At 38.1% G+C, this 24,657-nt stretch carries 19 protein-coding genes, 1 tRNA gene and 2 pseudogenes; 13 read left to right on the forward strand and 9 right to left on the reverse strand.

The annotated features are described in order from the left end of the window. Positions 1–16 precede the first annotated feature (16 nt). Both atpD and DV424_RS06555 read left to right on the forward strand, forming a co-directional pair. Positions 17–1,390 (forward strand): F0F1 ATP synthase subunit beta, encoded by a 1,374-nt coding sequence (gene atpD, locus DV424_RS06550; RefSeq protein WP_005629235.1) that lies wholly within the window; start codon positions 17–19, stop codon positions 1,388–1,390. Positions 1,391–1,420: 30 nt separating this feature from the next. After that, entirely contained in the window at positions 1,421–1,849 is a 429-nt protein-coding gene (locus DV424_RS06555) for a F0F1 ATP synthase subunit epsilon (RefSeq protein WP_118859485.1), read from the forward strand. 44 nt (positions 1,850–1,893) lie between these two features. Here DV424_RS06555 and DV424_RS06560 read toward each other — a convergent pair whose 3' ends face one another. From DV424_RS06560 to selA, 3 genes are read right to left on the reverse strand one after another with little or no spacing between them, the layout of a single operon-like run. Next, positions 1,894–2,757, reverse strand: a complete 864-nt coding sequence (locus DV424_RS06560; RefSeq protein ID WP_118859486.1) for a DUF3298 domain-containing protein — start codon at positions 2,755–2,757, stop codon at positions 1,894–1,896. Between the two features lie 18 nt (positions 2,758–2,775). Then, entirely contained in the window at positions 2,776–4,635 is a 1,860-nt protein-coding gene (gene selB / locus DV424_RS06565) for a selenocysteine-specific translation elongation factor (protein ID WP_118859487.1), read from the reverse strand. Beyond that, positions 4,632–6,017, reverse strand: coding sequence for an L-seryl-tRNA(Sec) selenium transferase (gene selA / locus DV424_RS06570; RefSeq protein WP_118859488.1), 1,386 nt, complete (start codon positions 6,015–6,017; stop codon positions 4,632–4,634). Before selA ends, selB begins: the two co-directional genes overlap by 4 nt. A 70-nt stretch (positions 6,018–6,087) precedes the next feature. Between selA and DV424_RS06575 the strand changes: the two genes are divergently transcribed. The 6 genes from DV424_RS06575 to DV424_RS06605 all read left to right on the forward strand — a co-directional run bounded on the left by DV424_RS06575 (position 6,088) and on the right by DV424_RS06605 (position 10,326). After that, positions 6,088–6,182, forward strand: a tRNA-Sec gene (locus DV424_RS06575). A 142-nt stretch (positions 6,183–6,324) separates the two neighbouring features. Beyond that, a complete protein-coding gene (locus DV424_RS06580; RefSeq protein ID WP_239993576.1) occupies positions 6,325–7,212 on the forward strand; it encodes a DUF927 domain-containing protein in 888 nt (295 codons plus the stop codon). A 710-nt stretch (positions 7,213–7,922) separates the two neighbouring features. Further along, positions 7,923–8,237, forward strand: a complete 315-nt coding sequence (locus DV424_RS06590; protein ID WP_118859489.1) for a helix-turn-helix domain-containing protein — start codon at positions 7,923–7,925, stop codon at positions 8,235–8,237. Between the two features lie 162 nt (positions 8,238–8,399). After that, complete coding sequence (locus tag DV424_RS06595) at positions 8,400–8,738, forward strand: type II toxin-antitoxin system RelE/ParE family toxin (protein ID WP_118859490.1); 339 nt, start codon at positions 8,400–8,402, stop codon at positions 8,736–8,738. Then, on the forward strand, positions 8,735–9,043 hold the full coding sequence (locus DV424_RS06600; RefSeq protein ID WP_118859491.1) for a helix-turn-helix domain-containing protein: 309 nt from the start codon (positions 8,735–8,737) through the stop codon (positions 9,041–9,043). The genes DV424_RS06595 and DV424_RS06600 overlap by 4 nt, the downstream gene beginning before the upstream one ends. Before the next feature lie 194 nt (positions 9,044–9,237). Further along, positions 9,238–10,326, forward strand: coding sequence for an ATP-binding protein (locus DV424_RS06605; RefSeq protein WP_118859492.1), 1,089 nt, complete (start codon positions 9,238–9,240; stop codon positions 10,324–10,326). A gap of 359 nt (positions 10,327–10,685) precedes the next feature. On the opposite strand, the gene pepD is transcribed toward DV424_RS06605, so the two are convergent. Beyond that, the gene (gene pepD, locus DV424_RS06610; protein ID WP_118859493.1) at positions 10,686–12,140 is read right to left on the reverse strand and encodes an aminoacyl-histidine dipeptidase; all 1,455 of its coding nucleotides are present in this window, start codon (positions 12,138–12,140) and stop codon (positions 10,686–10,688) included. A gap of 110 nt (positions 12,141–12,250) precedes the next feature. Here pepD and gpt point away from each other — a divergent pair, with 110 nt between their 5' ends. Further along, a complete protein-coding gene (gpt, locus tag DV424_RS06615; protein WP_005632242.1) occupies positions 12,251–12,718 on the forward strand; it encodes a xanthine phosphoribosyltransferase in 468 nt (155 codons plus the stop codon). Between the two features lie 82 nt (positions 12,719–12,800). Here the strand turns inward: gpt and DV424_RS06620 are convergent. From DV424_RS06620 to glpT, 5 genes and pseudogenes are all read right to left on the reverse strand, one after another. Continuing rightward, a pseudogene (locus tag DV424_RS06620) lies at positions 12,801–12,965 on the reverse strand (glycerol kinase); the annotation flags it as partial. Next, a pseudogene (locus DV424_RS06625) lies at positions 12,959–13,498 on the reverse strand (MIP/aquaporin family protein); the annotation flags it as partial. The pseudogenes DV424_RS06625 and DV424_RS06620, both read right to left, overlap by 7 nt. A 231-nt stretch (positions 13,499–13,729) precedes the next feature. Further along, positions 13,730–14,824, reverse strand: coding sequence for a glycerophosphodiester phosphodiesterase (gene glpQ, locus DV424_RS06630; RefSeq protein WP_005626929.1), 1,095 nt, complete (start codon positions 14,822–14,824; stop codon positions 13,730–13,732). Positions 14,825–14,842: 18 nt separating this feature from the next. Then, entirely contained in the window at positions 14,843–15,754 is a 912-nt protein-coding gene (locus tag DV424_RS06635; protein WP_118859494.1) for a hypothetical protein, read from the reverse strand. A gap of 131 nt (positions 15,755–15,885) precedes the next feature. Next, positions 15,886–17,328 carry a glycerol-3-phosphate transporter gene (gene glpT / locus DV424_RS06640; RefSeq protein ID WP_118859495.1) on the reverse strand — a complete coding sequence of 481 codons (1,443 nt, stop codon included), beginning with the start codon at positions 17,326–17,328 and terminating at the stop codon, positions 15,886–15,888. Between the two features lie 292 nt (positions 17,329–17,620). Between glpT and glpA the strand changes: the two genes are divergently transcribed. The 4 genes from glpA (at position 17,621) to DV424_RS06660 (ending at position 24,541) form a co-directional block, all read left to right on the forward strand. Beyond that, positions 17,621–19,312, forward strand: coding sequence for an anaerobic glycerol-3-phosphate dehydrogenase subunit A (glpA, locus tag DV424_RS06645; RefSeq protein WP_118859496.1), 1,692 nt, complete (start codon positions 17,621–17,623; stop codon positions 19,310–19,312). Next, on the forward strand, positions 19,302–20,600 hold the full coding sequence (gene glpB, locus DV424_RS06650) for a glycerol-3-phosphate dehydrogenase subunit GlpB (RefSeq protein ID WP_118859497.1): 1,299 nt from the start codon (positions 19,302–19,304) through the stop codon (positions 20,598–20,600). The genes glpA and glpB overlap by 11 nt, the downstream gene beginning before the upstream one ends. A gap of 11 nt (positions 20,601–20,611) precedes the next feature. Beyond that, positions 20,612–21,892: an anaerobic glycerol-3-phosphate dehydrogenase subunit GlpC gene (gene glpC, locus DV424_RS06655; RefSeq protein ID WP_118859498.1), complete on the forward strand. Its 1,281-nt coding sequence runs from the start codon at positions 20,612–20,614 to the stop codon at positions 21,890–21,892. A 231-nt stretch (positions 21,893–22,123) separates the two neighbouring features. Continuing rightward, the gene (locus DV424_RS06660; protein ID WP_118859499.1) at positions 22,124–24,541 is read left to right on the forward strand and encodes a TonB-dependent hemoglobin/transferrin/lactoferrin family receptor; all 2,418 of its coding nucleotides are present in this window, start codon (positions 22,124–22,126) and stop codon (positions 24,539–24,541) included. Positions 24,542–24,657: the final 116 nt, after the last annotated feature.

The following is a 24,657-nucleotide window of genomic DNA, read 5'->3' on the forward strand; positions in this document are numbered from 1 at the left end:
GAAAAGAGGAACGGTAATGTCAGCAGGAAAAATTGTACAAATCATCGGTGCGGTGATTGACGTTGAATTTCCACAAGATGCAGTGCCAAAAGTTTACGATGCATTAAAAGTTGAATCAGGTTTAACACTTGAGGTGCAACAACAATTAGGTGGCGGTGTGGTACGTTGTATCGCATTAGGTGCTTCTGACGGTTTAAAACGTGGTTTAAAAGTAGAAAACACGAATGATCCGATTCAAGTACCGGTAGGAACAAAAACCCTTGGTCGTATAATGAATGTATTGGGTGAACCAATTGACGAACAAGGTCCAATCGGTGAAGAAGAGCGTTGGGCTATCCACCGTTCTGCACCAAGCTATGAAGAACAATCAAACAGTACGGAATTATTAGAAACTGGTATCAAAGTTATCGACTTAATTTGTCCATTCGCAAAAGGTGGTAAAGTTGGTTTATTCGGTGGTGCTGGTGTAGGTAAAACCGTTAACATGATGGAATTAATCCGTAACATCGCGATCGAGCACTCAGGTTACTCTGTATTTGCGGGTGTAGGTGAACGTACTCGTGAGGGTAACGACTTCTATCATGAAATGAAAGATTCTAACGTATTAGATAAAGTATCTTTGGTTTATGGTCAGATGAATGAGCCACCAGGTAACCGTTTACGTGTTGCGTTAACCGGTTTAACCATGGCAGAAAAATTCCGTGATGAAGGTCGTGATGTATTATTCTTCGTGGATAATATCTATCGTTATACCCTTGCTGGTACTGAAGTATCTGCGTTATTAGGTCGTATGCCATCAGCGGTAGGTTATCAACCAACCTTAGCTGAAGAAATGGGTGTGTTACAAGAACGTATTACATCAACCAAAACAGGTTCTATTACCTCTGTACAAGCGGTATATGTACCTGCGGATGACTTAACTGACCCATCTCCAGCAACAACCTTTGCGCACTTAGACTCAACCGTTGTATTAAGTCGTCAAATTGCATCTTTAGGTATCTACCCAGCTGTTGATCCATTAGATTCAACTTCACGTCAGTTAGACCCACTTGTTGTTGGTCAAGAGCATTATGATATTGCTCGTGGTGTACAAGGTATTTTACAACGTTATAAAGAATTGAAAGATATTATCGCAATTCTTGGTATGGACGAATTATCTGAAGAAGATAAATTAGTGGTAGCACGTGCACGTAAAATTGAACGTTTCTTATCACAACCGTTCTTCGTTGCTGAAGTATTTAACGGTACTCCGGGTAAATATGTTCCATTAAAAGAAACCATTCGCGGCTTTAAAGGTATTTTAAGCGGTGATTACGACCATATCCCAGAACAAGCGTTCTATATGGTAGGTTCAATCGACGAAGCGCTAGAAAAAGCCAAAAATATGTAATCACTTCAAGTCATTTGAAGGAGAACAAAAATGGCGACATTTAATTTAACAATAGTAAGCGCAGAGCGAAAAATCTTTGAAGGTGAAGTAAAACAAATCCAAGCAACAGGTGTTGAGGGGGAATTAGGCATTCTCCTTGGACACACCCCATTGTTAACGGCAATTAAGCCAGGGATTGTTAAATTTACCCTTCAAGATGGAAATGAAGAAGTTATCTATGTTTCCGGTGGTTTTTTAGAGGTTCAACCAAATATTGTTACGGTACTAGCAGATGTTGCTATCCGTGGTAGTGAATTAGATGCTAATCGTATTCGCGAAGCAAAACGTAAAGCTGAAGAGAACATTGTATCTCATGCATCAGATGTAGATCATGATTTACTGGTTGCGAAACTTTCTAAAGAGTTAGCAAAACTTCGAGCTTATGAATTGACTGAAAAACTCTTGAAAACAAGACGGTAATAAAAAAGTGCGGTGAATTTTCACCGCACTTTTTGTTTGTTTCCTTAAAGAAATTTTACATAGTTACTTTGCTTAAATTCTGGTTTAAATAATTCTTCTAGTTGCCCAAAATAGAGCAATAAATCCTGCTCTCCTGCTGCGTAAGGGGCGATTTCATAGACATCATAAATAAAATGTACACCTCTAGAATCTAAGTAAATATTGTTCGATAAATTAAAACTATCGACTCCAATAATAGGTTCATATTCCTTATTGCTATTATTATATTGCTCCCATAAAAGTGTTTTTACTTTCGGTAAATCTTTTTCATTAAATAAATCATTTAATGTCAAAATATGGCGTGTAGTTAGATCAATCGTGAAATAGCGATTACCTTCTATTCCATGAGCACCGCCTTCATAGTCATAAAAACTAATAGAAAAGGTTGCAAGTTTTTCTTTTTGTCCGACAAAATTTGTCCACATGGAATGAGAAATACCAAGAGATGGTGTTTCTTTTACTTCTTTTTTATCTTCCTCAAAAGCTGTTTGATAACGTGCTACAAATTGTTCACGAGAAATATTTTTCGTTTCTTCGTTTTCAGTCAATTTTTTCCACAATAGATCATTAAGCCAATCAATATTAGTTTTTATTGTTGAAATTGAATACTCAATTTTGGTTTCTTCAGGCTGGTAATCTTCTTTTGATTTAGGATGTTTAATAATTTCAGATTGATTAAATATTTCATCATTTTCCACAAAAATTGCGGGGACTGTTTTTTCTATTTGCTCTTTTAATTTAGTATTTTCAGCACTGAGTTGTGCTACTGTTTGATTTAGTTGTTTTATTTTTGCTTCAGTATCTTTATCTTGGCAGCCTGCGAGTAATATGACAGAACTAATTAATGCAGCAACGAGCGTTTTTTTCATACTCTTTTCCTTTTTAAATCATAAATCAAAAACATTCTTATCGCGCAGAATATGGTCATTGCCTTTGCGACGCAAAAATCCCATTCGGTCGAAATATTCCATCAGTTGAACGGTAAGTTTGCGCCCGAAATTCAATTTATCACGTATTTCATTTACTGAAACTTTACCTTGTTCTTCCGCTATTTGTTTGATGAGTCTTGCATAAGCATAGATGGTTTCAGTTAAGAAAAATCTATCTTTCACGATTGGCGTGAGGTAACCAAGTTTCCCCGATTTATACATAAAATTACGCATAATTGATTCATCAATAGCGAGTGCATTTGCCATATCGCGCACCCAAATTGCTTGACCATTTGCTTTTTCAAACTCGTTTAATACATCCGTCCAACGTGATTTTTCTTCAGTATTAAACTGAATTTTATGCTCTGGTAGATGAATCCAGCCACGCGTTTGTTGTAATCGTCCATCATCAAGCATTTCATCGATAAAATGATGAATTAGATTTTCTGGCTGGTTCAATGTTGCCATTCGATATAATCTGGCTTTGCTTACACCAAGTTGATCATTATGTTGCTCGTGATAGGTATTAAGCGCGGTTAAAATTTGCTGCGTTTTTTCTTGTACGTAATTAGTATTAAAACACCAATCTTGATAACATACAGCGTCCCGCTCAGCGAGTGCTTTATCTAATTGCAAGGAAGTCAGTTGTTCCGTCCACATTAATTGGCGTGCTGTTGTCGCCTTATGTTGAAGGGTAAGAGCAATACGTTGCGAAGCATTCTCTGCCAATGCTAAATTGGCTAAGAAATTTAACCGAACTTCAGTACGTTTATGACGTTTTGGCGAGTTAATTTCCAATACTCTTGCGCCGGCAATTAAGGTTTTTGTATCGCCACTGCGTAAAATAAGTTTGTCTCCGAAAGACAAGAATAATGGTGAATCTAATATGATTTCAGCCAAAGTGCGGTCATTTTTAGCGGCATTTTTTCCCTGTAATAAGGTGAGCTTACCCGTAGTGCGACTCGCGCCGTGATAAATATGCACAGGTTGGCTTTCATTTAATGGTATTTCAGCCAAAATTTGTACACTAATGCGATCTGTTGGTGGGAGGGGTTCATCCTGCAATAACCAATCGCCTCGTTTCATTGGTGTGCGGTCTAAATCAGCATTTAAATTTAACGCTAAACGTTGCCCCGCAATACCTTGTTCGCTTGATGTATTTTGTGCGTGAATCGCTTTTATACGAACTTTCTGTCCTGTGGAAAGATAAATTTCATCGTTGACTTTCACTGTTCCTGAAAAGGCTGTGCCTGTCACGACGGTACCCGCTCCTTTTACGCTGAATACTCGGTCTATTGCATAGCGGAAAGGTTTCTGGGTATCAGATAATTCAGGTAGATTCGCTAAGTAATGACGTAATTCACTAATTCCTTGTCCCGTTTCTGCAGAGGTAACGAAGTAATTAGCATCACGTAAAAAACTATAATTTTGTTTAATTGCTTGGATTAACGATTCAATTTGCTCTGGATTTGTACGATCTGCTTTTGTGATGACAACAATAATTTCGTGGAATTGAAGTTGGCGTAAGATTGCTAAGTGTTCTTTCGTTTGCGCTGCAATACCTTCATCCGCAGCCACAATTAACATTGCATAATGCACACCACCTAAACCCGCCAGCATATTTGACAAGAATTTCTCGTGCCCAGGTACATCAATAAAGCCAAGTACTTTGTTTTCTAAAGGCAGATAGGCGTACCCCAAATCAATGGTCATCCCGCGTTTTTTTTCTTCTGGTAAATGCGCGGTACTTGTACCAGTTAATGCTTTTAATAATGCTGTTTTGCCGTGATCAACGTGACCTGAAGTAACAATAATCATAGTTCATCCAATGTATTTAATAATGTTTCAATATCTGCAAGGCTACGTAAGTCTAGCCAAATTTTTCCATTTTCCATTCGCCCAATAATAGGTTGAGAAAGTTGTTTAAAACGAGCTGAAAGTGCGGAAAGTTTTACGTTTGTTTTTTCTGCAATAGTAACAGCCACAGAAGGGATTCTTTCCATTGGTTGTGAGCCACTACCGATTTGTGCCTGGCTATCTTCAATTTGAATTTCAAATTGTGAATTCAAGCAAGATTCTAACCGCTCTTTTAGACGCGTAGCATTTATTTTGAGTTGTTCTAATGGTTGCGTGAGTAAGCGCAGAGTTGGTAATTTTTCAGTTAATTTTTCAGGATTTAAATATAAACGTAATGTGGCTTCTAAGCCGGCTAAAATGACTTTATCGCAACGTAATGCACGCTTGAGAGGATGGGCTTGTAATTGTTCGATCCATTCTTTTTTACCCACAATAATGCCTGCTTGCACGCCACCAAGCAATTTATCGCCAGAGAAAGAGACCAAATCCACACCTTGTGCGACTTTTTCTTGCACGGTTGGTTCTTTTGGTAAACCATATTGGCTTAAATCAACTAATGCGCCGCTGCCTAAATCAGTGACTACGGGTACATTCATTTCTTGACCTAGTTCCGCAAGCTCTTCTTCTGAAACTGAAGAGGTAAAACCACAAATTTGATAATTGCTGCTATGCACTTTCATTAAAAAAGCCGTATTTTCAGTGATAGCATTACGATAATCTTTCAGATGGGTACGATTAGTGGTGCCCACTTCCACTAAATAGCATCCAGCTTGTTCCATAATATCTGGAATACGAAATGCGCCGCCGATTTCAATTAATTCGCCACGAGAAATAATTACTTCTTTACCTTGAGCAAATGTTGCCAGCATTAACAATACCGCAGCCGCGTTGTTATTCACTATACAGGCAGCTTCAGCACCTGTGAGTTTGCATAATAATTCACTGATGTAATTATCGCGATGACTACGCTTACCTTCATCTAAATCATATTCAAGCGAAACATTTTTTTGCATCGCAGAAAGCACAGCCTGTTGTGCTGCTTCAGACCAAAGTGCCCGCCCAAGATTTGTGTGTAACACCGTACCAGTCAGATTATGCACAGCTTTGATTTGTACTTGGTTTTGTTTTTGTAAGTGAGAATGAATTTCTACAAAAGTGCGGTCAAAATTGGAAAAATATTCAGGAAGTTGATTATTTTTTTGAATAAATTGACGAGCTTGCGTTAATAATTCTCGACACGTTACCACGACGGCAGTGTGACCAAATTCGGTAATGAGTTGTAAGCCTTGAGGTGTTTTGAGAATTTTATCAACGGAAGGAAGTTGTTGAAAAAGTGCGGTCATTTTTGAATCCGTTTAAAATAACGTTGAATTGCCGATTAATTTACGCTAAAGTAACTGCAATTTCAACCACGGAGGGGCGTCATCTCCGGTGAGGTGGCAGGATTTCAAATCCTGTTGAGGACGCCAGCGTTCTTGGGTGGGTTCGACTCCCATTCCCCTCCGCCAATCCATATAAACCTACATAAATCCACGTAAATAATCCACCAGCAAAACTCAGTTAGAATAAGGCTTTATTCCTCTTGATGAAATCGGACAAGGGGCAAGCAAAAAGCACGTAGAGCAAACCGCCTACACGTTATTTAATGGCGTGGGAAAAATACAAGGCGCAAAAGACGGTGGAAATAGAGAATTAAACCGCTGGCGCATTTTGGCATTTTCTACAGGCGAGCAAGATTTAGAGCTTTATTTAAAGCAAGACAATATCAAAACCAACGCAGGGCAATTAGTCCGCTTGTTAAATATCCCTATTACACCGTCTGGCACGTTTTATCATTTTGGCAATGGTAAAGCCCACGCTGACCATTTAAACGCAATGGCGAGACGTTACTACGGCACAATGGGTAGAGCATGGATAGAATGGTTACTTGAAAATAAAAGTGCGGTAACGGTTGAATATGAGCGTTTAAGCGAACAATGGCAAGCGATGCTACCAAATGACGCAAGCTCACAAGTAAAACGAGTAGCGGGGCGATTTGCCATTTTAGAAACCGCTTTACAGCTGGCAGCGCATTTAACAGGCTGGGAAACGAGCGAAAATAAAACCGCACTTCTGCATGGATTTAATGAATGGATAAATGAATATGGGCTATATTCTCGAGAAGAAAATCAAATCATTGAACAAGTGAATGGCTGGCTTTTGCGTAATGGGGCGAGATTTTTAGATTTTCCTTTCAATCCGAACCAGAAAGAACCGAACGATACGGCAGGTTATCGCCAGTTAGCCGACAGTAAAGAACAGCAAGAGGGCGATAAATATTGGGTATTTCCGAAAGTTTATATTCAAGATGTCATTAAAGGCTTTAATGAAAAGCAGGCAAATGAAATCTTATTGGGTGCAGGAATGTTAATACAAAGAAAAGAGAGAGGCCGTAAATACCTCAACCGTTTACCCAAAACAATAAGCGGAGGGAAAACTATCCGATGCTATGTACTGGAAATCTTAAACGAGGACGAGGAAAGCGAAGATATAGAATAAAAAGCCTATTTTGAATAGGTGTAGGCTATCAATAATAAAGAGCAGATCATAATCGATTTGCTCTTTTTTTTATTCCACTGACGGAAAGAACAAGAAAAATTTTTTCCGTGTGTAGATGAGTTAAAAAATATTGGGCATTTTGGGCACGGAAACAACAAAATATAGATATATCAATCATTTATAAAAAATAGCGTGCCCAAATTACCCCTTTCCGTGCCCAATTTTAGGGCTTCCGTGCCCAGTCAAAAAATAACCAATTTACCATCGTGCCCAATTTGTGCCCAGCCGTGCCCAGTGCGTTGGGCACGAAAATCACATTTAAGTTATTGATTTTAAAGGTGCGTGCCCAAATGCCCAGCGTGCCCAGCGTGCCCAGTGTTTTTTAGTTATCTATACACTTTTTTATTTTTTAGGTGGTGGATAGCTCTGGTTGATCTATAGGTAAAACTTTAAATACTTTCATTGCTTATATACTATTAACGAGTATAATAAATAAAAACTTAATAATGAGAATAAAAAATGAAACTGGCTTTTGTAGAACTTCCATTTTTTGAAAAGTATCGGGCCGAGTATTTATCAGATGATGAATATAGGGCTTTGTAAAATGAACTATTAGATAATCCTGAAAAAGGCGATTTAATCCAAGGTTCAAACGGCTTGAGAAAAATCCGAGTTGCTAATAGCATCAAGAAAATAACAGGAGCAACACAATGACAAAGCGCAATTTATTTGAGGAATTAAAACAAGGTTTTGAAGAAATGGGGCTGCACTTAGAGGGAAAAATCACGCTAAGAACAGAAACATTAGAAAAGCCCTCTCCTATCACGATCACACCTGAAGAAGTTAAGGCTATTCGCCAACGCCTGAATTTATCTCAAGCAGTATTTGCACGAAAATTAAGAACCAGCGTAAGAACCTTTCAAGCGTGGGAACAAGGACAAACCAAACCAAGCCAACAAGCCGCCCTGCTTTTGCGAATGGTGGAGCGTTCGCCGCAGATTTTTGAAGAATTGGCAAGAGTATAGAATAACGATTAACAAGGCTTAGTGAAATGCATTGAGCCTTTTTTATTGAGTTTTGTCATCAGTACGCGCGTACGCGCGCGAGGAAATGAGCATTGAATAAAATGTTTACTTCATACCCTTAAAGCGTATAATGAGCAACAAATAACATTTAGCTTATTTATCGTGAAACTATCGTTTATTGAATTACCGCCCTTTGAGCGTTACAGAAAAGCACATTTATCTGATGATGAATATCGGGCTTTCCAGAATGAGCTATTAGAAAACCCCGAAAAGGGAGACGTGATACAGAACACGAGCGGATTGAGAAAAATTAGAATCGCTGACAGTGAGAGAAACAAAGGTAAACGTGGTGGCGCACGAGTGATTTATTACTATCTCATACGTAAATCGCGGATATTACTCGTTACCGCTTACAGTAAAAACAGATGCGAAGATTTAAGCACAGAGCAATATAAAATTTTAGCTAAACTGGTGAAAGAGATAGAGGAGCTAGAGCAATGAGTGAATTATTTGATGAGCTTATAGAGGGGCTAAATGCCTATAAAGACTTTACACAGGGGAAAATAACGCTCAGAGTAGAGACGCGTGAACGAATTGAGCCTGCAAGCATTACGGCAGAGGAAGTGAAAGCAATTAGAGAGAAATTAAACCTTTCTCAAGCTGTTTTTGCGCAGAAATTACGAACCAGTGTAAGAACCTATCAAGGCTGGGAGCAAGGCAAAACTAAACCTAGCGCGCACGCCTCTTTATTGTTGCGCATGGTGGATAAAGCCCCGCAAACATTTGAACTTATTGCAGGGGTATAATAATCAATTATCAACGCAATTAATGATAGAACGCCTAATTTAGGCGTTTTTTTTATTGATTTTTGCGACCAGTACGCGCGCGAGGGGAATAAATGCATGACAGCCAACAGAAACAGTATAAAGTTTTATACATTTTTATACGTTAAACGTATAATTATACATAGAGAGTATAAAACAATATAAAGAGGCTAAAAATGACACAGGTAGACCCGCTTTATTTCCCCCGTTCTGAATTAGCAGAGCGATTACTATCAAGCCTAAAAGACGGAATATTACACGCCATAACCCTTTTTGCTCCCCGTAGAATGGGAAAAACCCAATTCTTGCTTAATGACGTAAAGCCGAAAGCAGAGAAATTAGGGTTTAATGTGTTCTATTTTAGTTTTATGGATAGGACTAGTAACGAATTGAGCCATGTTTTTACACGTGAGCTAATACACTTTCTTGATGTGGTGGACGGCAAAACCAATAATTTGTTTGATAAACTAAAAGCCATTGACTTAATGGGCGTAGGCATTGAATTACAAGATAAAAATCAAACTAAACTTGATGAATTAAGCCTTGTTCAGATTATTAATGCCATTACAGAATCTAGCGATAAACCTATTTTAATGTTACTTGATGAAGTTCAAGAACTGGCAAGAGTGAGCCATACTATAGGGTTAATCCGTTCATTGCGCACTGGTTTAGATATAAATCAACAAAAGATAAAAGTGATTTTCACAGGGAGTAGCACAAATGGATTACGGGCAATGTTTAATGATAACAAAGCACCGTTTTTTCATTTCGCACACCCTTTAGATTTCCCAAATTTAGGCAAGGATTTTACTGATTTTCTAGCTGATATTTATCACAGCAGAACAGGGCAAGAAATCGACAAGCATCAGTTTTATGAACTCTTTGAACGATTTAATTTTACCCCTCTTTATATGCGTTCAATTGCTCAAGATATGATTATCAACCCTAATCTATCACTTAAACAGGCATCAGAATATAGACTTGCTCAAATGAGTGAATTAGGCGACAGTGTGAAGATATGGCGCGAATTAAGCTCAATAGAACGGGAAATATTAAAGAGCGTTGTAAATGGTGAAAATGCGCTATATAGCAAAGAAAAACGCGCCTATTTTGCTAAAGTGTTAGGGGTAGAAGATATTAGCTCAAGCACAATACAAGGGAAAGTGCGAAAGCTAGAGAGAAAAGAGCTGATTACACGTAACACGAACGGTACAATAAAAATAAACAGCCCACATTTTCAAACGTGGATTAAGGAAAACAGCTAGAGCAAATATTAAGTAATAAAGTGCGGTCAAATAGATCGCATTTTTCTTTTTTGCTGGTGGCTTTTAGATGTTTAAAGTTTGATTTTGGGCATTGGTAAATCATCATTTAAGGTTGCTTTTAGGTTTGGTTAAAAAGTAATCAAAAATCAACGAAAAAAATTTTTTAGTACCATATTTTGTACTATATTTTTGATGCTAAAAAATAATATCCTTATTTTTCATAAAGTTACATTTGAAATTCAACTCCCATTCCCTCCGCCAACTCTATATATTTCATTTTTATCATTTCTATTATCTATAAAAATAAAAGCGGTCAAAACTGTTTTTAATTTTAACCGCTCTTTAGGACTAATGCCTAATTACTTTGCTGGAATGTCTGCAAGTACTCTTGTCAATAAATCCCAATAGGTTTGTACCGTTGCAATTTCCACTTTTTCATCTGGTGAGTGAGCATTTCGGATTGTTGGCCCAACAGAAATCATTTCTATGTGTGGATAATGTTCTTTTAAAAGACCACATTCTAATCCTGCGTGAATGACTTTCACTACAGGTTGCTCGCCTAGCACTTCAGCATAATGTTTGCGAGTAACGTCTAAGATAGTTGAGTCATTTACTGGTTGCCAGCCTGGATAAGGTGCAGAAAACTCGACTTTTGCATTTGCTAAGATTGCAAGTGAGCTAAGCATTTCAGTCACGTAATATTTACCGCTTTCAATTAATGAACGAATTAAAATGGTGCTTTTTACAACATTACCTTCTGTTTTCAATACGCCAACGCTTAATGAACTTTCTACAACATTTTTAACTACATCACTATTGCGGATTACGCCGTTTGGCAATACGTTGAGTGCGTTAATTACCGTTTGAGTACTTTGTGCTGTGAATACTGTTACAGATTTTTCTACAAATTCTACAAAAAGTGTGAGATTTGGTTCGGCAATGGCTAATTCTTCTTTAAGCACAACTGCGAGATTTTCTACCGCACTTTCTATGGCTTTTACATCGCCATTAAAGGATAATACAGCCACAGCTTCTCGTGGAATTGCATTACGAATTGAGCCGCCACGAATTTCAGAGAGAGCAAAGTGCGGTTGATTTTGAGAGAGTTTTGCTAATACTCGTGCTAACACTTTAATTGCATTTGCACGCCCTGTATGAATATCAACACCAGAATGACCGCCGCGTAAACCTTTAAGCGTAATTTGTACACTATGCTCAAACGTATTGGTTTCATATTGAACAGGAATTTCAAAGTTTGCGTTAATCCCGCCCGCACAACCAATGTAAATTTCGCCAATTTCTTCGGTATCTGTATTGATTAAAATTTCAGATTGTAACCAGTTATGACGCAGGTCTTTCGCACCATCCATCCCCGTTTCTTCTGTCATTGTTAAAAGCACTTCAAGAGGTGGATGCACTAAATCATTGCTTTCTAACACAGCTAGAGTAGAGGCTAAACCGATACCATTGTCAGATCCTAATGTTGTACCTCGCGCTTTTACCCATTCTCCATCAATATAAGGTTGAATAGGATCTTTGGTAAAATCATGCGGGTTACCTTCATTAGCCTGTGGCACCATATCTAAGTGCGCTTGTAGAACAACAGGTGTGTGATTTTCCATTCCTTTCGTTGCGGGTTTACGAATGAGAACATTGCCTACTTCATCGCGTTCCACAAAAAAATGCTTTTCTTTCGCCCAATTTACAATAAAGTTAGCCAACGTATCTTCATAATGAGAAGGATGAGGGATTGCACAAATTTGATCAAACCATTTCCATAACAATGAGGGTTGAAGTGTTGTAATTTCAGACATAATTGCTCCTTTTTACTGAAAAAATTTACGAAATAATAGCATAAAACGCCATTTCAGGTTATCCTTACGCAATTTTTTATTTCTCGATAAATTTAAACTAAGGTGCAATTATGAGCGAAAAATATGTGGTGACTTGGGATATGTTTCAAATGCATGCCCGCAAATTATCAGAACGTTTACTTCCAGCTTCCCAATGGAAAGGTATTATTGCGGTAAGTCGCGGTGGTTTGTTTCCAGCGGCTGTGTTGGCTAGAGAATTAGGTCTTCGCCATATTGAAACCGTTTGTATCGCAAGCTATCACGATCATAATAATCAGGGAGAACTACAAGTTCTTCATGCTGCTCAAGTGCCAAATGGCGGCGAAGGATTTATCGTAGTAGATGATTTAGTTGATACGGGTAATACGGCGCGTGCGATTCGTCAAATGTACCCTAATGCAAAATTTGTCACTGTATTTGCAAAACCTGCAGGTGCGGAATTAGTGGATGATTACGTAATTGATATTCCACAAAATACTTGGATTGAGCAACCTTGGGATTTGGGTTTAACCTTTGTTCCACCTCTCTCTAGAAAATAATTTTTATACAGATACAGAATAAAAGAGCGGTCAAAATAAAAGAAGTTTTGACCGCTCTTTTGTATGAGAATTAATTTATAAATTATTCTTCATCTTCTTTTGCCCATTCTAATGAGCGTTTAACTGCTTTTTTCCAGCCTTTGTAGCGACGTTCGCGTTTTTCATTGTCGCTGTCTGGACTGAATGTGCGTTCTACACGGGCTTTATCTCGAAGCTCGTCTAAATCTTTCCAAAAGCCTGTAATAATGGCGCAAGTGGACCACGTGGCACACCGTTTCCATCGTCAGTTAATGCCATAATTAATGCCATAAGAATTGCAGTAATCACAAATTCCACAGCAAAGGCACCACCAACGCTTAAACTTGGATGAGGATAAGTGGAGAATGTTCCCGCAAGGCTTAAACTTTCTTGTGTACCACGAATAATGTTGTGAGCAGCTTCATAATCGATAAAAACATTACGATACAAGCCATAAACTAATGCTGCAGCAAAGAATGCGCCGAGCATTTGTGAAATGATGTAAGGAATTACTTTTTTGCCGTCAAAGCAAGCAAATTTCCAAAGGGCAATGGTTACTGCAGGGTTTAGATGTGCACCAGATAAACCAGCGGTTGCATATACTGCAAGTGCAACGCCCATCCCCCACATAATGCTGATTTCCCACAAGCCAAAACTAGCGCCAGCTACTTTTAGTGCTGCAACGCAGCCCACACCAAAGAAAATCAATAAGGCTGTACCTAAAAACTCGCCGATACAGTTCGCTTTTAATGATTTATCCATAGATCACTCCTTAGAAGTGCGGTTGAAATGAAGGGTGTTTTCCCTAAATAAAAGGGAAGAAGAATTTATTAGAAAAGAATACGGAGTGTTTTGAAATAGCCTCCTTATTTGAATTCTAGGTTAGAACACCTAGATTGATTATGATGTTACTCTGTTAGAGTAGATTGTTAGCTTCTACGATATAGAAACCTAGCTAACCGTGGATATGTTTACCCACGGTTGTGAGGGATATTATTTTTTCCCTTTTAAGAATTCCACGCCAGTATCTGGGAAATCAGTAAATACGCCTGTTGCACCTGATTTATTCAATAATGCATCGTACATTTGATTTACATCTGTGAAGAATTCTGGCAATGCGTCTTTACGCACTGTATATGGATGAAGTTCAACTTTGTATTGAGCAAGCTCTTTTACTAATGGTGTGTATACAATGTTGCCTGGTTTAGATTGTTCTTTATCTACTAACATATACCAACCTGGACCAACACCATCAGCATATTTCACCACTTCTGCCATTGCACCTGGTTTAAACATCCAATCGTAATCGTAGTTTACCCATTTACCTTTCGCATCTTTTTCTTGCGTTTCTTTCCAATCTGTATAAGCCACTAATTGAACTAATTTCAAATCCATGCCCATTTTTGGAAGTAATTCAGTTTTGATACGTTTTAACTCATTAAAGTCGAAAGTTTGTAAGTAAACCATATCGGTTTTCTTATCATAGCCATATTTTTTCAACACTTTGAGCGTTTCAGCGGCAATATCTTTGCCATTTTGATGGTGGAACCAAGGTGCTTTGATTTCTGGATAAATCCCTACTTTTTTGCCAGTAGATTTTTCTAAGCCTTGGATAAATTCAATTTCATCTTCAAAGGTGTGAATTCTGAAGTGTGATTTCCAAAGTGGGAAACGACCAGGATAAACTTGTGCTTGTTTTCCATCTTTGGTTTCAAAGTTTTCTGTCATTTCTAAACTTTGAATTTCTTTTAAGGTAAAGTCGATGACATAGTAACGACCATCTTTACGGTGACGATGTGGGAATTTTTTCGCTACATCAGTCAATCCATCTAAAAAGTGATCGTGAATAACCACTAAACGACCATCTTTAGTCATTGCTAAATCTTGCTCTAAATAATCAGCGTGTTGTGCAAACGCAAGTGCTTTAGATTCTAAAGTATGTTCTGGTAAATAACCGCTAGCACCACGGTGAGCAATAATGATTTTGTCTGATTTCATTTGGGTGTTTGCCATGCTTGATGAATGGCTGCTACAACCTGCAAGTACGCCAGCTGCTAACAAAGAAAGCGCTAAAGTTTTAAGTTTCATAAGTATTTTCTCCTTGATTTACTTATTACATCTTGGTTTCATGTCGTAAAAATAGATTTCGCTAATTTCACGGTCATAACCTGGATAAAATCCTTTTGGCATCCCTAACACAATTTGTTTGCCTCGGTTTGCATGGACAAGTAGTTGTTTTGTTTTCGGATTAATATTCAAGCCTTCGATTTCGCCGACATCTCGAATATCATCTAAGGTTTTTTCTAAAACAACTCGAGCTTCATTATTTTTATCTGAGATTTCTACACGATAAATATGATCAGGTTCTTTTTCATCTGCCGTACCGTCATCAGCGGTGACATAGAGATCACCGTTGTAGGCATAAACCCCTTGAATCCATTGTGGAACAGGTTGTAAATGCACTTTTCGTTTATATTTACCTGTTGAAAGATCATATTCATATAAATAACGGCCACTTTCCTCACCAACCCAAGAAGCCATCCAAACTGAATTGTGAACGGTATCTACGGTGATGCCGGAAACTTCGACTTGACCTGACTCAGGATTAAAATCAACAGATCTTTTTAATGCGAGGGTTTCGGGATCATGAATCGCAATTTGAATATTTTTCCCTACGCCAGAATCAAACCATTCGGAGGAAACATAAAGTTCATTGTTGTAGATATCAATGTCGCCAATGTGGTTAGCTTCTTTTTGATAGCCCACAAAAGGATCCTTATTTTCTTTAATCAGTTTTCCATTCATATCATATTTAGCGAGGGTTTTGCTTCCGGATACATAAAGATGCTTTCCATCAGTTGTAATACCTTGACGTCCATTTACTTCTAATACTTTATCCAATTTATAAGTATATTTAGGTAAAGCTGAATGATAAGGCGCTTCGCAAGTTTGATTTGCCGACACAGATATCGCAAAAAGTGTGCAACCTAATCCAATAGTAATCGATGATAATTTCATAATTATTGTCTCCTTAAATATATGATTTATTTTGTGGGAAAGGAATCAAGATGCTCTATATCAGAAATAAAATTAATTTTAGTTACAAAAAAGGCGACGAAGCATTTGCCCGCCGCCTTTTTTTAAGCTAATTATTTAGTACCGTAAGTATCGCCTAATTTCGCTTTGTGTTTTCCTTCTTCAACCATTACGACTAAGAGTAATAACACTGCTAATACGCCACCGCCGATCATTACGTAGAAACCACCGTCCCATCCGTAATGTTGAGCAGCCCAACCGATAACTGCTGATGCAGAAACTGTACCACCTAAGTAACCGAATAAACCGGTGAAACCTGCTGCAGTACCTGCTGCTTTTTTCGGCGCTAACTCAAGCGCATGTAAACCGATTAACATTACAGGACCGTAGATTAAGAAACCGATTAAAGTCATTAAAATGAAGTCAGTTAATTGGTATGGGTTTTGATACCATGCGCTATAGTTTGCTAATTCAGCTTCTGGTGTAGCTGGGTTCATCCAGTATGCAACAACCGCTGCAGTGGTTAAGATCATGAAGATGAAACCTGTTAAACCACGTTTACCTTTGAATACTTTATCTGATACCCAACCACATAATAATGTACCCGGAACCGCTGCTAATTCATAGATTGTGTATGCCCATGCGGTACCTTTGATGTTGAAGTGTTTTACTTCGCTCAAGTAAACCGGAGACCATTTTAATACGCCGTAGCGGATTAAATATACGAATACGTTAGCAATCGCGATGTACCATAACAATTTGTTTTTTAATACATAAGTTACGAAGATTTCTTTTGCAGTTAAATCGTTTTCGTAAGTTTTTTCGTTATAGTCATCTGGGTAGTCATTACGCCATTTTTCGATTGATGGTAAACCACAAGATTGTGGCGTATCACGCATCACGAAATACACAGGAATAGCACAGATCATTGCAGCAATACCAGGGAAATATAATGATTGTTGCCAAACATCTTTCGCCTGTGCTTCAATACCGTGAGTACTGAAGAAAATTGCACTAGCTAATAACACCATTGCACCTGGCATCATACCACCGATATTATGCGCCGTATTCCAAATTGATACGATAGTACCGCGTTCAGATTTAGACCACCAATGCACCATAGTACGACCACATGGAGGCCAACCCATACCTTGGAACCAACCATTTAAGAAGATCATTACCCACATAATGGCAATGCCGGAAGTTGCCCATGGGAATAGACCCATTAAGGTCATACATAAACCAGAGAGCAATAAACCAAATGGTAAAAATACACGAGGATTAGAGCGGTCAGACATACCTGCCATTACGAATTTTGATAAACCGTAAGCAAGACCAGCTGCAGAGCCGATAACACCTAGTTCCGCTTTTGAGTACAAGCCAGCTTGAATTAAACCTGGTTGTGCTAAGTCAAAGTTTGCACGCACAAAATAATATGCAGCATAACCGAAGAAGATCCCTGCAAACACTTGCCAACGTAAGCGTTTATACGTGGAATCAATTTTTTCCGCTGGAAGTTCCGCAATATGCGGAGCGGGTTTGAATGGTCCAAACATAATTTTTTCTCCAACTTTTTAATTATGTGTCATCTAAATTTACCCTTTTGAAGCAGTAAGGGATTTGCGAATCATAAAAGAAAATAAAAAATAAGAAAGTAAAAAAAATCAAAAATGTGAAGTGTTTCACAAAATTTTTACACCGTTTGAGCGAATACGAAAATTATTGTGATCAATATCACAAAATCGTTTTCTTTTACGCTCAAAATGTTGTTAATTTTGCCGTACTTCTCTACAATAATTACACTTTTTATATTATTTTTTATTACATTTTGGGAATCGGGGGTAAACAATGGGATTATCGCCTAGTATCTATAAAGATGTTGGAGATCTTTCGCCACTTAGCACTGATGTGATTATTATTGGTGGTGGTGCAACAGGAGCAGGTATTGCGCGCGATTGCGCACTTCGTGGCATTGATTGTATTTTATTGGAACGTCGAGATATTGCGACAGGTGCCACAGGACGTAATCACGGATTATTACACAGTGGCGCACGTTATGCCGTGAACGACCAAGAATCTGCTGAAGAATGTATTAAAGAAAACCGCATTTTACGCAAAATTGCGCGTCATTGCGTAGATGAAACGGAAGGCTTATTTATCACTTTGCCTGAAGATTCTCTCGACTATCAAAAAACTTTCCTTGAGAGCTGTGCAAAATCTGGAATTGATGCACAAGCCATTGATCCTGAACTAGCTAAAATTATGGAGCCTTCAGTAAACCCAGATTTAGTGGGCGCTGTCGTTGTGCCAGATGGTTCGATTGACCCATTCCGTTTAACCGCCTCTAATATGATGGATGCGACAGAAAACGGCGCAAAAATGTTCACTTATTGCGAAGTAAAAAATTTGATTCGTGAAGGTGGAAAAGTGATTGGTGTGAACGTGTACGATCACAAAAATCGTAGAGAACGCCAATTTTTTGCACCGCTTGTTGTGAATGCTGGTGGTATTTGGGGACAAGGGATTGCGGAATATGCCGATCTCAAAATCAAAATGTTCCCTGCGAAAGGTGCATTGCTCGTAATGGGCCATCGTATTAATAAACTTGTAATTAACCGCTGTCGTAAACCAGCTGATGCGGATATTCTAGTTCCAGGCGACACAATTTGTGTTATTGGTACAACGTCAAGTCGTATTCCTTATGATCAAATTGATAACATGCAAGTGACGCCAGAAGAAGTAGATATTCTTTTCCGTGAAGGAGAAAAACTTGCGCCTAGTTTGCGTCATACTCGCGTATTACGTGCTTACGCTGGGGTGCGACCACTAGTTGCGAGTGATGATGATCCATCAGGTCGTAATGTGAGCCGTGGTATTGTGCTACTTGACCACGCAGAACGTGATGGATTAGATGGCTTTATTACAATCACTGGCGGTAAGTTAATGACTTATCGTTTAATGGCTGAATGGGCGACCGACCTTGTTTGTAAAAAACTCAATAAAACAGCTCGTTGTGTCACTGCGGAGCAACCTTTGCCTGGCTCTACTGAAAGCCGTCAAGAGACCAATCAAAAAGTCATTTCATTACCAAGTACTATTCGTTATTCTGCTGTGTATCGTCATGGTTCACGTGCTACTCGTTTGCTTGAAAAAGAACGTTTAGATCGTTCAATGGTTTGCGAATGCGAAGCGGTGACGGCGGGGGAAGTTCGTTACGCTGTTGATGAACTGGATGTAAATAATCTCGTCGATTTACGTCGTCGCTCCCGAGTTGGAATGGGAACTTGTCAAGCTGAACTCTGTGCTTGTCGTGCTGCTGGACTTATGAATCGTTTTGAAGTGGCAACACCACGTCAATCAACCACTCAACTTTCTGCTTTTATGGAAGAACGCTGGCGTGGTATTGAACCGATTGCTTGGGGGGAAGCTATTCGCGAAGCCGAATTTACATCTTGGATGTATGGTAGCGTATTAGGTTTAAATGATGTGAAACCGCTTGATGAACAAGCACAACAAGGGACGGATAGCAATGAATTTTGATGTAGCCATTATTGGCGGTGGTTTGGCGGGTTTAACCTGTGGCATCGCCCTTCAACAACGCGGTAAACGTTGCGTGATTATCAACAACGGTCAAGCAGCTATTGATTTTGCATCTGGCTCTTTAGATTTATTAAGCCGTATGCCATCAACGACATATGGGGAAAATCGCGCGGTAGAAAATTTAAAAGAAAATATTACCGCACTTCGCAATGAATTACCTGTCCACCCTTATAGTTTATTGGGGGCAGAGAAAGTACTTGCTAAAGCACAAGATTTTGAACGTTTAGCCAATGAATTACATCTTGATTTAATTGGTTCTACGGAAAAAAATCACTGGCGTGTAACAGGCTTAGGCAGTTTACGCGGTGCGTGGCTTTCGCCAAATAGCGTGCCAACTGTGCAAGGCAATGAACCTTTTCCGCATAAACGTATTGCGGTGCTTGGTATTGAAGGTTATCACGATTTTCAACCTCAACTTTTAGCAGCAAATTTGGTATTAAATCCACAATTTGAACATTGTGAAGTAACAAGTGGTTTCTTAAATATTCCACAATTAGACGAGCTTCGTAAAAATGCCCGAGAATTCCGTAGTGTGAATATCTCTCAACTTCTAGAACATAAACTTGCTTTTAAAGATTTAGTGAAAGAAATCATAGAATCATCGCAAGGTGCAGAAGCGGTATTTTTACCTGCTTGCTTTGGTTTAGAAAACCAAGAATTTATGACCGCACTTCGTGATGCAACTAAACTTGCATTATTTGAATTACCAACGCTGCCCCCATCATTGCTCGGTATGCGCCAACGTATTCAATTACGTCATAAATTTGAATCCCTTGGTGGTTTAATGATTAATGGCGACAGTGCATTGAATGCAACATTTGAAGGAAATAAAGTACGTTGTATCAATACTCGTTTACTCGAAGATGAAGAAATCACTGCAGATAATTTTGTATTGGCTTCAGGAAGTTTCTTCAGCAAAGGGCTTATTTCCGAATTTGATAAAATTTATGAACCTGTTTTTGAATCCGATATTATCGGTGTTGAAGGTTTTAACCAGAAAGATCGTTTCACTTGGACTGTTCATCGCTTTGCGCATCCACAACCTTATCAATCAGCAGGCGTAGCAATTAATGCTCAATGCCAAGTGCAAAAGTGCGGTCAATTTTTAACGAATTTATATGCCGTCGGTAATGTGATTGGTGGTTTTAATGCCCTTGAACTTGGCTGTGGTTCGGGTGTGGCTGTTGTAACTGCCTTGGCAGTGGCAGATGAAATCTTAGCGAAATAAGGGGGAATAATATGGATAATAATATTCAACGACTCATTGATAGTGCAAAACAATCCCTTAATTCGCCTGAAAGCCATAAATATATCGACGAAAGTTTTGAAAGCTGTATTAAATGTACGGCTTGTACTGCTGTTTGTCCGGTTTCACGCAATAATCCGCTTTATCCAGGGCCAAAACAATCAGGGCCTGATGGCGAGCGTTTACGCTTAAAATCAGCAGAACTTTATGATGAAGCACTTAAATATTGCACCAACTGTAAACGTTGTGAAGTGGCGTGTCCGTCTGATGTAAAAATTGGCGATTTAATTGTACGTGCGCGTAATAATCACTTAGCACAGTCTAAAAAACCGTTAATGAATAAATTGCGTGATGCGATTTTAAGTAACACAGATGTAATGGGTAAAATTAATACTCCACTTGCACCCATTGTGAACACCATTACGGGTCTGAAAGCCACCAAATTTATGTTGGAAAAAACCCTTAAAATCAGTAAAGAACGTACTTTACCTAAATATGCGTTTGGTACGTTCCGTAGCTGGTATATGAAAAATGCGTTACAAGAGCAACAAAAATTTGAGCGAAAAGTAGCATATTTCCACGGTTGTTATGTTAATTATAATAATCCACAGCTTGGCAAGGAATTCCTTAAAGTGTTCAATGCAATGAACATTGGGGTAATGTTATTAGAAAAAGAAAAATGCTGTGGCTTACCATTAATGGTAAACGGTTTTCCTAATCGCGCTCATAATATTGCACAATTCAATACCGATTATATAGGAAAAATGGTAGATGAAAATGGAATAGATGTGATTAGTGAGGCATCAAGTTGCTCGCTTAATTTACGCGACGAATATCATCATATTTTAGGTATCGATAACGCCAAAGTCCGTCCGCATATCCATATGGTAACCCCATTTTTATATCAGCTTTTCAAAGAAGGTAAAACATTACCGTTGAAACCACTCAAACTCCGAGTGGCTTATCACACTGCTTGTCACGTAGATAAGGCGGGTTGGGCACCTTATACTTTGGAAGTGTTGAAAAAAATTCCGGGTTTAGAAATCATTATGTTACCTAGTCAATGCTGTGGTATTGCGGGAACTTATGGGTTTAAATCAGAAAACTATGAAATTTCACAATCTATTGGTAAAAACCTATTCGATAATATTAACGAAGGTGGGTTTGATTACGTCATATCGGAATGCCAAACCTGTAAATGGCAAATTGATATGTCATCCAATGTGACCTGCATTCACCCATTAACCTTACTCTGTATGTCGATGGATGCTTAATAAGAAAAATGCACTTTGTAATGAAAGTGCATTTTTTGTTTTTATAAGTAGACAAAAGTGCGGTAAATTTTTTACCGCACTTTGGGTTTTAATGAGAGTTAAAACTTAATTTGAATAGATGCTCTCTAAATTCTTGATTTAGATCAAAATAAAAATAATTCTCAAAAATACTATTCAAAAATAAATTTATTTTTTATAATCCATCTGTTTATTAACTTGAGGAAATCATAAATGAAACAACATAAATTAACCCCTTATGCTCTGTTGATGATTGCTGCGGGCATGTCTGTTACGAGTTATGCTTTGGCTGAGGAGCAATTAGAGACGATTAATGTTTCTACGGAATTGGATAGCTCTACAAAGGCTAATCATTCTGAAAAGAAAACAGCGAAAATTATTCAACAAGAATTAATTCAAAATAATAAAGATCTTGTGCGTTATAGCCCTGATGTTGGGGTGGTCGATCAAGGTCGTCATCAAAAAGGTTTTGCTATTCGTGGTGTAGAAGACAACCGTGTCGGTATTAGTATTGATGGTGTAGCTTTGCCTGATTCTGAAGAAAACTCACTTTACAAACGTTATGATAATTTAAATACTTCTCGTCAGAGCATTGATCCTGAACTTGCTCGTACGATTGATATTGCTAAGGGCGCAGATTCTTTCAATCAAGGAAGTGGTAATATTGGCGGGGGGGTTAATTATCGCACCCTTGAACCTTTTGATATTGTTAGAAACGGTCGAAAATTTGGTGCGTTATATCGTACGGGATACGCTTCTCGTAATACTGAATGGGTAAATACTTTAGGTGTGGCCTATGCTGGTGAAAAAGCGGAAGCCTTATTACTTTATTCTAATCGCCACGGGCATGAAATGAAAAGTGCGGGTGGTTATACCATTCCCGAAGATTCACTTTATACTCGTTCTCGTGGTCGTAATAAACAAACTCCAGATGATTCAACACATAATAATCATAGCTATTTAGCGAAGTTTGCATATCGTTTTAATGATAGTCACCGCATTGGCGTTTCTTATAATGGTTCACGTAATAAAAATTATGTTATTGAAGATTCAGCAACTGCTACTCCGTCAGCTTGGCGTGAGGCAGATGATCGTGCTAAACGTGATACTGTCAATGTTTTTTATGAATATTTACCAAATTCAAAAGTAATTTCATTGGTTAAGCTAGATTTAGATTATCAGAAAACACAAACCGCATCTTATAATTATGAGGGTTTTCGAGCTAAAAAAGATGGTGGAACTCTTTATGAAAATAGAACACCAAATGATAAGAACCTAAGATTTTTTAATGCGAAATTTAATCGTATTAATTTAGGTATTGATAGCCAGCCATTAGATTTTTTTAATACAGTCCATACTTTTTTATTAAAAACATCATTTTCAGAAAGAAAATTTGATGTTTTAAACAAAGATTCTTATTTTGATACAAATACGTGGTCTTATGGAGCGGAAACTTTAGAAACTATGATGATGCCAGTTGAAAGTTATCATCACTTTGTGTCTCTAAAAGATAATATTGAATTTAACCCTGAATTAAAAGGGCATTTAGGCTTGCGTTATGATTGGGCTAAGCATGAGCAGAAAAGTTTAAATGGATTAGCTTGTAAATTTTGTAGAAAAGCTGAGAATGCTAAATTTCATAACATTAGTTGGACAGCTGGAATAGAGAAAATGATCAACGATGAGTGGAAATTAGGTTATAACATTGGTACTGGTTTCCGGATTCCAAATGCATCTGAAATGTATTTTGATTACAGAGATAATGCATCTGGTGCTTGGATGTCAAATCCTAGCTTAAAAGCAGAAAAGAGTTTGACACAAAATATTAATCTTATAGGCAAGGGGCATTTAGGAGAGTTTTCACTTAATTTGCATCATACTCGTTATAAAGATTTTCTTTATGAACAAGAGACTTGGGCTTATTACAATTATTATAAAGATCTTTGGCGTTGGCGTCCTGTTCAACAAATGCAAAATATTGATTCTGCCAAAATTTATGGTGTTGAATTTACTGGAAGACTTAACTTAAATGAAGTTACGCCAATGCCAAATGGCTGGAAATTATTTGCTTCTTTAGGCTATAGCAAAGGAAGCATGTCTAATAATGCAAGTTTAATGTCACTTCAACCAATTAAAGCTATTGTTGGATTAGATTATGAGGATCCTAACGGTAAATGGGGGATTTTCTCTCGTTTAACATACTTGGGGGCAAAAAAAGCAAAAGATGCTCAATATTTGAAAAATCAAAGAGAGCGTTGTGTGAAAAAAGAACTTAAAAAGAATCCATATTATGAATATTATGGGATTGGTCCTGAATATCAAGAAGAATGTTCTGAATATGTACATGAGACAACTTTAGCAACATGGAAACATTTAAATTCAAAAGCCTTTATTTTCGATATGTTTGGTTTCTATAAAGTGGCAGATAATGTTACTTTACGTGCTGGTGTTTATAATCTATTTAATCGTAAATATCATACTTGGGATGCGTTACGTGGTTTAGATAATACTGGAGGTATAGGTAATTCCGTAGGTCTTGATCCTAATGAAAAATATGGTGGTTATCCTGGGCTTCAACGCTATTATCAACCAGGTCGTAACTTCGCAGCCTCTGTAGAAATTCGATTCTAATTAATTTGTAGGGTGGGCTTCAGCCCACCAACAAATAATCGTGAGATATTTTGGTGGGCTGAAGCCCACCCTACATTAAGTACGCATAATTCTATGCGTACTTCTTTTTATTTTAG

The sequence above is a fragment of the Haemophilus haemolyticus genome (assembly GCF_003493605.1).
In the GTDB taxonomy this organism is placed as follows: Bacteria; Pseudomonadota; Gammaproteobacteria; order Enterobacterales; family Pasteurellaceae; genus Haemophilus; species Haemophilus haemolyticus_J.